Annotated in this window: 10 protein-coding genes; 6 read left to right on the forward strand and 4 right to left on the reverse strand. The window is 62.4% G+C overall.

From position 1 onward, the window contains the following. Nucleotides 1-1,307: 1,307 nt before the first annotated feature. Nucleotides 1,308-2,894, reverse strand: a complete 1,587-nt coding sequence (locus tag BM197_RS04560) for an MFS transporter (RefSeq protein WP_090709247.1) — start codon at nucleotides 2,892-2,894, stop codon at nucleotides 1,308-1,310. A gap of 373 nt (nucleotides 2,895-3,267) precedes the next feature. Here BM197_RS04560 and BM197_RS04565 point away from each other — a divergent pair, with 373 nt between their 5' ends. After that, complete coding sequence (locus BM197_RS04565) at nucleotides 3,268-4,839, forward strand: tetratricopeptide repeat protein (protein ID WP_090709248.1); 1,572 nt, start codon at nucleotides 3,268-3,270, stop codon at nucleotides 4,837-4,839. On the opposite strand, the gene BM197_RS16225 is transcribed toward BM197_RS04565, so the two are convergent. The 3 genes from BM197_RS16225 to BM197_RS04575 all read right to left on the reverse strand — a co-directional run bounded on the left by BM197_RS16225 (nucleotide 4,836) and on the right by BM197_RS04575 (nucleotide 6,599). Further along, entirely contained in the window at nucleotides 4,836-5,012 is a 177-nt protein-coding gene (locus BM197_RS16225) for a hypothetical protein (protein WP_177216721.1), read from the reverse strand. The genes BM197_RS04565 and BM197_RS16225 overlap by 4 nt on opposite strands. 85 nt (nucleotides 5,013-5,097) lie before the next feature. Next, nucleotides 5,098-5,880 carry an SDR family oxidoreductase gene (locus BM197_RS04570; protein WP_342714550.1) on the reverse strand — a complete coding sequence of 261 codons (783 nt, stop codon included), beginning with the start codon at nucleotides 5,878-5,880 and terminating at the stop codon, nucleotides 5,098-5,100. Nucleotides 5,881-5,927: 47 nt separating this feature from the next. Continuing rightward, nucleotides 5,928-6,599, reverse strand: coding sequence for an SDR family NAD(P)-dependent oxidoreductase (locus BM197_RS04575; protein ID WP_090709251.1), 672 nt, complete (start codon nucleotides 6,597-6,599; stop codon nucleotides 5,928-5,930). 549 nt (nucleotides 6,600-7,148) lie between these two features. On the opposite strand from BM197_RS04575, the gene BM197_RS04585 reads away from it, so the two are divergent. The 5 genes from BM197_RS04585 (at nucleotide 7,149) to BM197_RS04605 (ending at nucleotide 12,915) form a co-directional block, all read left to right on the forward strand. Then, nucleotides 7,149-8,057, forward strand: coding sequence for a VOC family protein (locus BM197_RS04585; RefSeq protein WP_090709254.1), 909 nt, complete (start codon nucleotides 7,149-7,151; stop codon nucleotides 8,055-8,057). Next, nucleotides 8,054-8,719 (forward strand): alpha/beta hydrolase, encoded by a 666-nt coding sequence (locus tag BM197_RS04590; protein WP_177216722.1) that lies wholly within the window; start codon nucleotides 8,054-8,056, stop codon nucleotides 8,717-8,719. Before BM197_RS04585 ends, BM197_RS04590 begins: the two co-directional genes overlap by 4 nt. A 140-nt stretch (nucleotides 8,720-8,859) precedes the next feature. Further along, the gene (locus BM197_RS04595; RefSeq protein WP_143094993.1) at nucleotides 8,860-10,224 is read left to right on the forward strand and encodes a hypothetical protein; all 1,365 of its coding nucleotides are present in this window, start codon (nucleotides 8,860-8,862) and stop codon (nucleotides 10,222-10,224) included. Between the two features lie 503 nt (nucleotides 10,225-10,727). After that, entirely contained in the window at nucleotides 10,728-11,591 is an 864-nt protein-coding gene (locus BM197_RS16430) for a hypothetical protein (RefSeq protein ID WP_090709261.1), read from the forward strand. Then, nucleotides 11,584-12,915, forward strand: coding sequence for a CHAT domain-containing protein (locus BM197_RS04605; protein WP_090709263.1), 1,332 nt, complete (start codon nucleotides 11,584-11,586; stop codon nucleotides 12,913-12,915). The genes BM197_RS16430 and BM197_RS04605 overlap by 8 nt, the downstream gene beginning before the upstream one ends. The last annotated feature ends 185 nt before the right edge of the window (nucleotides 12,916-13,100 follow it).

Here is a 13,100-nt window from a genome sequence, read left to right on the forward strand (position 1 = left end):
TTCGGATTTCGTGTGATTCCGCGAACTCGTAGCGTTGGATAAACCGCGCTGGGGACCGGTGAGGCCCCGTTGCTTGGCCGCACGTCATGCAACATCTCCTCGGCTCGCCCTAACCAGGGTGGCTTGGGCGTGTCACGCGTCCAACGGGAAGCAGGCTTTCTGCCGTTCCTCAAGGGGTGGGGTTGTATGCCCCTGCGACCCCACCCTTTTTGCCTGCGCACTGATGTGCTCCCTCTTCAGCCTGAGAGTTATGAAACGTTATGCGTGCGCCCAAACGTCAACCCCGCGAGTCGGTTTCGCGCTGGTTACTGGGGTGTCAACTTACGCTTTTTCGTCCGCTTTTGTACGGATGGTTCAAGGTCAAGATGCAGGATTCACGCGAGTGGCGTTATCCCGTGGGCCCATCAGAGGTGAGCATTGCCGGAATTGATCCCGCCCGCATCCTCATTATGGGAGATGGCCCCGCGGCAGGTTTCGGCGTTCGGACCCACCAACTCGGAATCGCTGGGCACTTAGCCAGATACGTTGCGGGACAGACAGAGCGCGGCGTTGTGGTCACTGTCGCGGCACAGCCCGGCGCGTCGGCTCGATCAACGCTCAGACGCTTCGACGATATGGAAGTCGAAGGGTACGACGCGATCGTGCTGATGCTCGCGACAACTGATGCTGTTTGCCTCACGACTCGCCTCAGTTGGCGGCGCACAATGACTGCCCTGGTGCACGCCCTGGAGTCTACGGATGCGTCATCCGTATTCGTGACCAGTGCCGCCAGTCTGCACTTGGCGAGACCTCTCGTGCCGCTCGCGCGCCGACTTATAGGTCGGCACGCGCGGAGGCTCAACTTTGAGACACGGCAAATCTGCTCACAAACAGAGACTTCCATGATTCCGTTGAATGCCACCTCAGACTTTACCTCTCGTATTTATGCGATATGGGGTCGCCGGATAGGGACCCACGTCGCCGACTCCCTGGTCAGGGGAACTCTGCATCCGCCGCACGGAGTTCGGGGGGCAATGTGACTCGGAAAAAAGCGGCCGCGCGGCTCGACCAGTCGGGCGATCCAAGATGTGCCAAATGCGGAGGGCGAACGCGGGTGATCCCGAATCCGTACTACGGGGTGGGGCTGGCTGTCCATGAATACCTGCGGAGTTGTCGGCGGTGCGACTGGATCCTCATCGTCGAAGCGGCTTCAGAGGAGAAGAGGCCAGCCGGGCTTCCCCGACGTCCGAAGCGGCACTGGAAACCCACATTTCTGGAGTGATGGGCGGCTCTGCTGCTATCGTCGCAGAGCCAATCTGCTGATCAACTCACCCCAGTAGGGTGCCTTCTCCGGCTCTGTTGGCTACCGGATCAGGGAGCCGTCGCATCCGGAACCCATTAAGCAGGCCGACGACGCCTGCGATAATCGGAACGAAGAGGGCGATCTGAAGGGCGATGGGCCGCGCGTCCGTATTGATCCTGATGATCTCCTCTTGGATCTCCTCCGGCTGGCCAACGAGGAGCTCCTCCAATGCAGCGTTGGACAAGAACTGGGCATCATCTTCCAGAGCCTCCGCAACTTGCTGCTTCTCATCGCTGGGGATCACGTCGCTCGACACGGTCAGGTTGGTAAAGATGAGGGAGAGCGACGCGAGCATGATCGCGCCGGCGAAAGCGAGTCCAAATGACAGGCCGAACGAACCCGCAGCGGAATTGACGCCCGCCGCCTCGCTGACACGTTCGTCCGAGATCGGTGACAACGTGCAATTGTTCAGTTGCGACACCAACAGCCCCAAACCCACGCCCGAAATGATCAGGGGACCGAGGAGCCACCAGCCGGAGTCTGCCCGCGGCACCAACGGGACGAGAACGACAAGGCCCACCGTCAGCAGCAGGAACCCCCACAGGATGAGAGTCGCCGGGCGCCTCCTGCCGGCGCGCTTTCCCGCGAGCATCGCCACGGCGAACATGCTGAGCGACAAGGGCGAGATCGAGAGACCCGCTTGAAGAGCGTTGTAGTCGAGCACCATCTGGAGGTAAATAGGCAGCACGATCATGGTTCCGCCAAGCGCGATCTGCTGCAACATCTGCCCGGTGACGCCCAGTCGGAAGATCTCCGACCGAAACAGCCCCGGGTCGATTAGTGTCGCCTTGCGCTGGCCGCTGCGTCGCACCAGCCAGTAGGCCAACCCGCCGAGCCCCACAGCGCCGACGGCGAGCAGGATTCCGACCGGACCGCCGCCCTCTTGCCAGACCAGAATTCCGATCACGATGCCGCCCATTCCCACAACCGAGAGCAGTGCACCAACAGCATCGATCTGCCGGGATCCCGTGTATGGCACGTCGTGGACGAGTCTGATGCCAGACAGGACGACCGCGATGATGAGCGCTTCGAGGAGGAAGGCGACGCGCCACGAGAGGAACGTGGTGATGAATCCGCCGATCAGCGGCCCCACAGCTGCCGCAATCGCGGCCGCCGCCCCGACGGTGGCGTAGACCCTCGCCTGGGCTGCCCCCTCGAAGTTTCCGTGGATGAGTGACTGCATGGCAGGCAGGAGCAAGGATGCGCCGAGACCCCCGATCAGTGCCCAGAAAATGATGATCGGAACCAACGTTTGAGCCAGCGTCATCGCGATGGCGCCCACCGCGTAGCAGAGCAGGCCGATCACGTAGGCCCGTTTGCGACCGATGAGGTCGCCGACCTTGCTGCTCATCAGGATGAACGCGGCCGAAACCAGCGCCTCGAGCGCGATCGCGCCCTGGAGGCCGCTGACGGTCGTGTCAATGTCTTCGACAACGGCGGAGATGGAGACGTTCATTATCGATGTGTCGACGACGAGTACGAACATCGCCATCGCCAGCAGGAGTGCCAGCTTCCCGTTGAACGTGGTCGGGGGCGAAGCAGATGAGTTCATCAGGTGTCCGATTCAGGGGTCAATCGGTGCGCGAGGGCGCCAGTCTCGGTCATGTCGCCTCCGTGAGGGTCACCGAACAAATGGTGAATTTTCCGATGAGCATGCTCGGCTCCGTCCGGGAGGCGCTCGCGTCGAAACTATGCCGCATGCCTCAGAAGTGCGTCATCCACTCCGGGTGATGCGGACGGCCTCGCGGTAGCGAGCCCGAACCGACAGGCCGGATGACGATCATTCGGAGACATTCCGTTGGAGTCCATCGACGCGCCAGCCTTTCTGGCTTATCGCCTGAGCCCATTGACCGCGTACGTGGCGAGGCGGAAGGATTGCGCGTGAGACAGATCGATCCTTCACTTGTGGCTGGAGGGGGTGCTGCATGATCGTCTTGCAGGTCGCTTTGACCAGTGCCCTCGTCTGTTATCTCATCCTCGGGGTCTTTCTCGGCGTCTTCAGCCTGTGGGTCGGTATGAACCCCGCACTGCTCAGGGCCGCAGGTAATGATTTCTCTTTTGTGTCGTGGCGCGGACGACCTAAGCCTGCCCTCTGGGCGCAGATCCTTACCCTCCCGGCGATCGCGCTCGCCTGGCCGGTGATTGCCCGCTTGGGCTGGTCGGTCAGCGGGCTCAAAACCAAACGCCAGCAGACAGCTACCAGTGCACTCAGGCCACCTCATGGGTTACTCTCAATTGCCCTTCTTGCGCTTGTTGCTCTCACGGCCTTCCTGCATTACGGACAGCTTGCTTGGCACCCGGTGCTGATCACCACCATGTGGCTCGTTCTCGTAGCCGTTGTCTGCAAGGACTTCTCGTACCTGGTGAGTCCGTTGCCTGATCGACTAAGACAGACAAGTCGTCCACCGTGGCTCTCGTTTTTCGTGGTCGCAGCAGCGGACGCACTTGCATTGACCTTCTCGGTCGCCACCTTGCGCGCGTCCTGGGAGGGCGGTCACGTCAACACCGACTTGGTGACATCCTCATTTGTCGCATTGTTCGACGTGCCTGGGAACATAGGCGACTTGTTCGCGCTCTCTCCTGGTGAGTTGCTGGTGGCGATTCTCGGGTTCTTGTACTCGACGGCGTTCGTAAAGGCCCTACTCACGCCAGCCCAATTCAAGCGAACCGACGACGACTATCGCCTGCTCGCCTCGGCGTCGGTCATGGCGGGACATACGGAAGATGGCCTTCGGTGGATGAGGCAGGAGAAGGACCGGAATGCCCAGTCATATGAAATCCTCTGCCAGATCGCACTAGCCAAAGGGCAGTGGGACCGTGCCGCTGAATTGGCTGGGCGTCTTCTTGTCGCGAAGGAAGAGCCCGACACGAAAGACAGCCGAATCGCGAACATGGTGAGGATCGCTGTAGTGGCACCGATGACAGACGAGCAAGCTGTCGCGTTCTGTCGATACATCATCACAACAGCTAGCGATTTGGCCGCCTCCTCGCTCCTGTGGACGGTATCTTCGGATTATCCGGCGACCCGCGCGGTGGTCCTCCAGTCCGTTGATGAGGAATCCAACCCTCTTACGTTGGCTATGGCTATGCAGTGGCAAGGCAGGTACCGGGAAGCGGCCGAGGTGCTCACCCGGACGACGACAAGCTCCGACGAAGGAGAAGTACTTCGTCTCCTGCGGCTGTGCATTCTTCATATTGGTCGTTCCGACGAGACTATTTCGGAATCCGACGCATTCGTTCGTGAATGGTGGCGGTCATCATTTCCGATCCTTAAGGACCTCGCTGGCAGGCTGGAGTTGTCTGAACGTTACGCAAGAACTGCAGCGTGGAGTACGTGTTTGCAGTTGGACTTTTCGTTGGAGGTACGCGACAGCGATGAATTCCTTGGGCTGCGCCAGGAAATTCAAGCGCTGGCGGATGCCCTGACGGAGCAACCCGACTCTGCGCAGAACTATCGCAGAATGTTGAGGCAGGCGAAGAAGTACGCGCCCACCTAAGTGCGCAAGGAGCGCGAAGGTCGTTTCTTCTCGAAGGACGCTGCAAGAGCCTCGAGCGTGACGGATCGTTCCTTCTTCGCAATCCTGCGAAGGAGGGGAGTGGCCAGCCGATTGAAGACGCCCTGGATGAGTGCAGGAACGGTGCGGGTCAGGTCGAACTCAAGGACGCCCATATTCTCATTATGCGACCCGGGCGTGCCCCGAACGGCCCGTCCTTTCGGTAAGCATGAAAAGCCGGGGGTCGAGATCGGTCCGTCGCTACGGGTGGCGCGTCGTCGGCGTGATGACCAGCTCGTTGATGCAGACGTGGGCGGGACTGTCCAGGACGAAGAGTACTGCCCTGGCGACATCGGTAGGAGTGAGCATCTGCTGTCGATCTGACTGCCCCGGGACTTTCGGGCGCATGTCAAGAAAATCGGTGTCGACGTCTCCCGGGCACAAATGGCAGGCTCTTACCCCGTTCACGTTTTCCTGTGCATTGAGCGACTCGGCGAGCGCGGACAGCCCCGTCTTGCTGGCGCTGTAGGCGACACCGGCATCCGGGGAGAATCGCCATCCTGAGTAGGAGGAAACGAAGACGGCCACCCCGTCTCCGGACTCCCGCATCGCGGGTAAGACCTGGTCGACGACGCGCGCGGAGGCGATGAGGTTCGTCTGCACGATCTGGCTGAACTCGGCAATGGTTTGATCGCGCCAGTAGCGTTTCGGGTTGTTCAAGCCTGCGGAGAGCACGACCCGCGTCACCGGACCCCATCGGTCCGCGATTCGGTCGTGACCTTCCTTGACCTGACGATCATCCGACACATCGATCGGTACGGCGAAAGCCTCGCCTCCCGCCGCTTCGATCGCCCGTACAGCGTCATCGAGCGCCGGGCTTCGCCGTCCACTCAGTGCTGTGCGGTATCCCCGTTGTGACGCTTGGAACGCCACGGCTCGTCCCATGCCACTTCCGCCACCCGTGATCCATAGAACCGGTCCCGGGGAATTGCCCGGGGTCTCACCATTCGGCATTGAGGGTGATCCTCTCATTCGTGCTGCCATCAAGGGCAAAGCGTACTGACATTTCGTGAAGTACCGAGTGATCTGGGTCAAACCACCCCGCGCACACGATGACCCACAGCGATCGATTCACCCGACAACGCAGACACAGGGGAGACGAGGAACGCGACGAGGTCTGCGATCTGGGAGGGCGATGACTCGCCACCCCGACCGGGCTCGACCTCTGACCGCGGGTCTTCTGTCACGAATCCCGGGTTTACCGTGTTCACCGTGACACCGGAGCCAGCATTCTCGTCGGCCAGGTTTTTCGCGATGATGTTCAGGGCCGCATTACGGACCGCGCCGGTGATGTTCCCGCTGAGGAACGCGTTCTGCCCACTGATTCCCACGATGCGACCGTAACCGGCGGCCCGCATCGCCGGGATGGCAGCATTCGCGACCCTCAAGAAGGCGAGCGCTTTGGCGTCAAGAGCCTCCGCGACCTGCGTGGGGTCGCTCTTGCGTGCGGGATCAAGGGTCTGTGCCGCGGGCGCCGCTGTCACCACCACGGCGTCGAGCCGGCCGTGCTCGTGAATGATCCGGGCAAGGCCTGCGACGACGGACGCCTCGTTGTTCGCGTCCATCGTCAGGCCTTCTGAGGCCGATCGGGATGCCGGGATGACGGTGGCGCCCTCGTCGCGGAGGCGATTCACAATGGCCGACCCGATGAATCCGTTACCGCCGACGACAAGTACAACTCGATTACGCAAAAGGAGGTCCATGAAAGAAGGCTATCTCGCGTCACGAAGCTCCTCGTTGGAGGTGGCTGCTTGCCTCGTCATCCAGAGAAGAGGATGGCCGCTTCGGCTCCGGCGAACCTGGACTCTCCGCATGGGCGTCGACGGCAGCCGGAGCAGACTAAGCCAGGCAGCCGCTGCGTTCACGAGCAACGCGCGCAACGCCAATCTTCGCGGGGCCCAGCTCAGCTTCCTGGGCGGGACCGCCCTCGGACTGGTGGGACCCTCACGAGCATCAACCCGGTTTGGGCCGCGCTGGCTGGCTCGCTGTTGCTGCGACAGGCGCTCGACGTCAACGAATGGGTCGGCATCGGCCTGATCGTCGCCAACAACGTCGCCGTGACCACGCGTGCGTTTTGCAGAACCGCCCCGGCCATCGGTCCCCGATAATCGCTCTAAGAGTTGTATCTACAACCACTGTGAGGTAGATTGATTGTAGGAACAATCAAAAGCGCATCGCGACTGAGACTCCTTCAGCGCGGTCGTGCCGCGATCGCCGCACGGTTGCTTCAGTCTCCAGAGAAAGAGCAGGCCATGACGACAGACGAACGACTCCTCGCCGCGGACACCTCTATGGGTGCCGTGACGCTCCGGGTGGGCGACCTCGAGAAGATGGCCTCCTATTATGCGCAGGCCTTTGCCATGGAGCCGCTTGAAGAGGTCAGCCACGGCATGGAAGTCCACCGGGTCCTCGGTCGCGGACGGACGCCGCTGGTGAAGCTGGTTCATACCCCGAATCTGCCCGGCGTGGATCGCAACCAGGCTGGGCTGTTCCACACAGCCTTCCTTTTTGACACCCCCGAGAGCCTCGCAGCGACGGTTTACCGGTCGGCGCAGGTGTCATCCGGTAGTTTTGTCGGGTCCAGCGACCACCTGGTCAGCGAAGCGTTCTACTTCACCGACCCGGAGGGCAACGGGGTTGAGTTGTACACGGACCGCGACCGGTCGACGTGGATTCACGACGGCGCCGAGATTCGGATGGCGACCGCCTTCCTCGACCCGAACGCGTACCTCGAGGAGCACCTCACCCAGAACGCTCTGGATGCCGGCCCGTCGCTTGCGGGTAAGGTCGGGCACGTTCACCTTCAGGTCGGCGACGTCGACACGGCGAAAGCGTTCTACGTGGACGCCCTCGGTTTTGAGACGACGCAGAGCCGGTACCCCGGCGCTCTTTTCGCATCGGCCGGCGGCTACCACCACCACATCGCCATGAACATCTGGAACAGCCAGGGCGCCGGCCCGCGCGCAGCCAGCCTCGGTCTCGGCGACGTGGCCATCACCGCGTCCAGCGCCCACGATCTCGAGGCGCTGCAGGTCCGGTTGAAGAGCCGGGCAATTCCGTTCGGTGCGGACGGACGGTCCGTCTCAGTCACCGACCCATGGGGAACCCGCATCACCGTTGCACTGTCCGACTTGACGACCGAGGAGCTGCTGGCTCGATGACGATGACTTCCCTGCACGCCGAACGTAGCCCGGAATGGGCGGCTGACGTCGTCTCCGCTCCCGCCGTAGCCGTGCTGCTCCACGGCTACGGTTCCAACGAGCGCGACCTTGCAGGCCTCGCCCCCACCCTGCGGCTGGGGCTGCCGTGGGTGTCCCTTCGGGCGCCGATCGGGCTCGGAAACGGGGGAGCGGCGTGGTTCACCATCACCACGCCCGGCAACCCGGACGCCGAACCCGTTGCGGAGGCCACGACGGCGATCTGGGCGTGGATCGATGCGAATGTCCACCCGGACGCGAAGATCGTTCCGATCGGTTTCTCGCAGGGTGGCCTCATGGCCAGCCAGTTGCTCCGGACCCGTCCGGGCCGTGTGCTCGCACCGGTGATCCTCGGCGGATTCGTCCTGGGTGCCCGGCAGCCCGGAGACGAGCAGCTTGCCGCAGTCCGTCCTGCGGTGTTTTGGGGCCGCGGTGCCGAAGACCGCGTGATCACCGGTCCTGCCATCGAGCGTACGGCGGAGTTCCTGCCTGAGCACAGCTCACTGCTCGAGCGCGTCTACCCGGGTCTCGCTCATGGAATCAGCACGACCGAACTCGACGACGTCCGCGACTTCCTGGTCGCCCATGTCGGCGCCGACGCCGTGGTCGGACACGCGCGAACCTGAGAGCGTTGCCCCCTTGACGAGTGAGGATTGCTCGCTTATAGACTCAGCCTCATCTGAAGAGGTGAGAAACGTCATATGCGTTCAACGTGCCTCACCTCAGAAACTTCTCCGCTGAGGAGCCAAGGGGAAGGGTTCCGGCATTGAGCAATCAACTTGACCCGCGAGGTTTCATCGCTATGGAAGGCGGCGACAAAGCCCCGTACTTCATCATCCCCTTCGATGAGCGCGGGAGCTGTGTCGGACCGCGTGCCCAGGAAGAACTCATCAGGCAGTCGGCGGACGCCACCGATGTCTACCTGTTCTCCCACGGGTGGAACAACGACTGGTCAGGGGCGACGTCGCTATACCGTCGGTTCGTTGACGAGTTCCTCACGGTGCGGAAGGAGTACTGGCCGGAGCCAGATCGACCGTACCAACCGATTCTCGCCGGGGCTTTCTGGCCCAGCATCCTGCTCGTGGACGAATCGGAGGCAGCGCCCACAATCGCCGGCGCCAACGATGGGGGTGATGGCACGTTCTCTGAGTTCATCCCAGAAGTGCTCGCTCTCTCGGCGACCCTGCCTGTGGATGACCGTGAACGGTTCTATGAACTATTGAGCAAACCCTACGTGGACCGTGAAGAAGCGCTCGAGATCGCGACAATCGCATACCCGCATCTTGATGCAGTCGACACCGACCTCTCGGAATCCTCGGGCGGGCCTGAACAGCTGGCGGAAAGCTGGATGCAAGACGAAGGCGCCGAGAGGACAACTCGCGTTGGCGGGTACGTCGGGGACTCGGCACCCGAGATGAAGCCCCAGGCGGCCGGCGGCGGATTCCTCGCCAATCTCGACGTTCGCGGCCTTCTCAGTAAAGTCCGCCCTCGGACGATTATCCGGTCCCTCAGCGTTCTGACGATGAAGGATCGTGCTGGAACGGTGGGGGCGAACGGTGTTGCGTCTCTGCTTGCCCGTCTCGCCGCGGAATCGGACAACAAAGCCCGAATCCACCTGGTCGGTCATTCGTATGGCTGCAAAGTGGCCCTCTCGGCTCTCTGTGCTCCGGACGACGAACATGCCGTCGAGGTCGACTCGGTGTTGTTGTTGCAGCCGGCGGTCTCGTGCTATTGCTTCGCCGACAAGAACGGGATTCCAGGAGTGCCACACCCGGGTGGCTACCACAAAGCGCTCGAACGCAGTCGCCTTCCCGTCGTCTGCACGTTCAGCAACAGGGACATCCCTCTTTCGAGCCTGTTCCACCTCGCGGCCCGTCGCCAGTCCGATCTCGGAGAGGTGAAGATCGCCGGTGCGCCTCCGAACCGATATGCCGCTCTAGGCGGATACGGCCCGCAGGGCGTAGCAGCCTCCGACGTCATCGATGCGAGACCCGCCCCGCGGAGGTATGAGGAGTTCTCGAGAACGGATGTGAAAGTTCTCGGCGTGAAGTCTCACGATCTCATCAGAGGCCACGGTGACGTCAGCTCACCGGTGACGGCCTGGATGCTCCTCGAGCAAGTTCGAAGGTGACCATGGCGGACGTAGTCAGGTCTGAGAACGACCTGCCAACCCTTCGAGTCCACATGAGTTCCCAGGGCGAGGCGCAGTCGGACCAATCCATACCAGTGGCCATCTTCGAGGCAATGCGCGGCAAAGGGGACGCCAGAAGAGTCGGCTCAGTCCCAACCCGCTCCCTCGGGCTGCCTGACTGGATGAAAGCCTCCGATACTCTGCCGGAAGAGCGACTTCGGATCCCGTCTGATCTCGCCGCCTCCATCTGCGAGGAGCTCTCTCGGATCGATGATCACGACCCGTGTTTCTGGCTCGAGTTGCCCTCGCCGCGGGGATATCTTCATCTATTCCCCTGGGAGCGATTCCTCTCTCCGATCCTGGGTCGGCCTCTGATCCGACTCCCGTACTTCAAGCTGCGACCCGAAGCCCCAGGAACAGCGCTCCATGTCGTCCTAGCGGCAGGCGGGGCCGTTCGAGAAACTCCTCTATGCGACATCGTCAAAACTCTGGCGGAAACGTGGATGCACTCCACGACGTGGACGGTGACCATAGACGTGTTCGTTCAGGCCGACGCGTCGGCAGACACGCACCGGCTGCTGAGCTCAGTGCCGGGCGTTACAGTCCACGATCCGCCAACCGGCGCCCCAAGCCCCGATTATCAGGTCGATCCCTCGTCTGCAGCCGGTCGAAGCAGGTGGTTCACGTGGATCGGCGAACAACTGACGGGCCGTTCCGTTGACGTGGTCCACCTTGTGAGCGACGGCATATTTCTCGCCGGTCGGGGAGCGCTGGCCGTTCCGAGCTTCGAGCCAACACTGCCAGGGAAGACCCGTTCGGATGCCATTTCTGCGACCGAAGTGTGCAGGGCGCTCGACCGGGTGGGAGCGTTCTCCTTCGTCGCGACCTCGTGTCCGGGTAACCCTTCACCGGCTGCAATGCGCGACCTGTCCGATGTGGTTGCACAATCGCGCCCGGGTGTCGTGGCATTCCATGAGTTCGACGAGGACCGAAGGGGCACCGAGCTGGTCGCCGCGCAGAAAATGCTCTTCGACGGCGAACCCCCCGGTGAGCCACTGCCTGGCGCTATCTGCTGGAGCCACCCGTCGTTCGTCCGGTTCCCCGAACCGCCTCAGCTCTCGAAAGCCGACGCGACGACAAATCTTCTTTCAGATCTCACCTACTCCGTGTTGGCCAGTGCCGACACTCCGGCCTGGGTGGCTGCCGGAGCGCGGGCGCTCGAAGGACTCCACGCCCGCGCGCTCGGCGCCGACGGGTTCCATATCGATCCGGAGGTCGAGGTTGCGCTCCATGCGGTTGCGAAATCATTCAACGACACCGTGCACAACGTGATCTCCAACAACGGTGAGGTGAGTCCACATGGATGAAGAGCGCATCGTGCTGAAGCTCGAAAGCGACAGCGCAATCATCGACGGATCGCCCGTCGTCCGTTTGCTCATCAGCGAACCGACGGAAGCGTCTGGGATGTGGCCATTCGAGTGCACCGAATCGGATGCGGAGTTCGTGGCGTTGGTCGATGGGGTCGGGGCGGAGCCCGTCGCCTCGGCTGGCCGACGGCTGCTTTCCGCGATCACAGCGAACGAAGGACCGGCCGGCGTCCTGACCACTGCCTTCGGGATTCCGGCGGACCTTGGTTCGTACCATCCGATCTATATCGACCTCGGTGGGGCCCTCCCGTTCCAGGAGTTGCCATGGGAAGCACTGTGCCGGGAGGACGGAGGCTTCCTGGCGTTGCAGCAGTGGCCAGTCGGTCGAATGCTCAACAGTCGCGCCAGTCCGGTGAAAGTACGAAAGTTCCAACCTCCCCTCAAAATCGCCGCCGTGCTCTCCTGCCTCGGCGTCTCAGCCCTAGAGGAGTGGGAAGCTCTCAAAACCGCGGTCGACAATTCCCCGCTCCCGATTGATCTGCTTTTGCTTCTGTCGGAGACGGCACTCGTGACCGAGATAAACAAGCTGGGCCTGCCGTGGGTCACGGTGGACCTCGTTCCCAGCGATCGTCTCGACCTCGCCGCGAAGATCACCTCCCACGCGCCCCACATTCTTCACTTCTTCTGCCACGGCGACACCGCGGGAAGTCCTCACCTGAACGTGGCAACCTCCGTGGACTGGCTCAACCGGACAGGGCCGAGCACTCACTGGCTGACAGCACCGACCATCAGAGGTCTCGTCCAACCTCCCGCCGAACCACCATGGGCCATCGTGCTCAATGCCTGCTCAAGCGCCGACACCGGACACTTTTCTGGCGCACAATCGCTCGCCGCCGATTTGGTCAGGGAACACGGCATCCAGGCTGTCGTCGGAATGATTGAGCCGGTCCTGAGTGGCGACGCAGCTCGATTCGCCGGCAGCTTCTACACGTCACTCTTCAGGGCAGTGCATTCCATGTTCTTCGCAGGAGATGGCTCAGCCCAGCCCGGTGGCAACGGTGAGCGCGTACTTGATTGGGCCACGCTGACGGTCGAGCCCCGGACAATCCTGAGCCAGGAGCCGCCGGATGAGGATTTCGCCGCGGCTGCGCGGAGGAAACAGTGGATTCGACCGGCGCTCACCGTTCGCCGTGACCCCTTCAGGCTGGAGATTTCGGCCCCGGTTCCCGCGGCCACGCGCCTTGAGGACGAGATGACCAGCGCGATGGCCGAGGTGCTCTCCGGCATCGTTCCAGCCAGGCCGGGTCCACAACTACCGACCTGAAACAGCATCGCGGAAGGAAGCCGTCGTGAGCTCGCCACCTGAATCATTTGAGGATCTCAGCACCTTCGATGCGCCCGACGTGGATGAGGCGCAGGTCGTCCGAACAGATGCGTGGACCGGGGACCGGGTCGCTGAATCGCCCGTTGGTTCGGGTTATGGCGGTTGGGCGGCGGCACCAGCGGTTC

The organism is Mycetocola miduiensis (genome assembly GCF_900115155.1).
In the GTDB taxonomy this organism is placed as follows: Bacteria; Actinomycetota; Actinomycetes; order Actinomycetales; family Microbacteriaceae; genus Mycetocola_A; species Mycetocola_A miduiensis.

Coding starts and splice junctions, on each gene's coding strand:
- BM197_RS04560 (WP_090709247.1), bottom strand. CDS start 2,894: ATGAACTCATCTGCTTCGCCCCCGACCACGTTCAACGGGAAGCTGGCA.
- BM197_RS04565 (WP_090709248.1), top strand. CDS start 3,268: ATGATCGTCTTGCAGGTCGCTTTGACCAGTGCCCTCGTCTGTTATCTC.
- BM197_RS16225 (WP_177216721.1), bottom strand. CDS start 5,012: ATGGGCGTCCTTGAGTTCGACCTGACCCGCACCGTTCCTGCACTCATC.
- BM197_RS04570 (WP_342714550.1), bottom strand. CDS start 5,880: ATGGCAGCACGAATGAGAGGATCACCCTCAATGCCGAATGGTGAGACC.
- BM197_RS04575 (WP_090709251.1), bottom strand. CDS start 6,599: ATGGACCTCCTTTTGCGTAATCGAGTTGTACTTGTCGTCGGCGGTAAC.
- BM197_RS04585 (WP_090709254.1), top strand. CDS start 7,149: ATGACGACAGACGAACGACTCCTCGCCGCGGACACCTCTATGGGTGCC.
- BM197_RS04590 (WP_177216722.1), top strand. CDS start 8,054: ATGACGATGACTTCCCTGCACGCCGAACGTAGCCCGGAATGGGCGGCT.
- BM197_RS16430 (WP_090709261.1), top strand. CDS start 10,728: ATGCACTCCACGACGTGGACGGTGACCATAGACGTGTTCGTTCAGGCC.
- BM197_RS04605 (WP_090709263.1), top strand. CDS start 11,584: ATGGATGAAGAGCGCATCGTGCTGAAGCTCGAAAGCGACAGCGCAATC.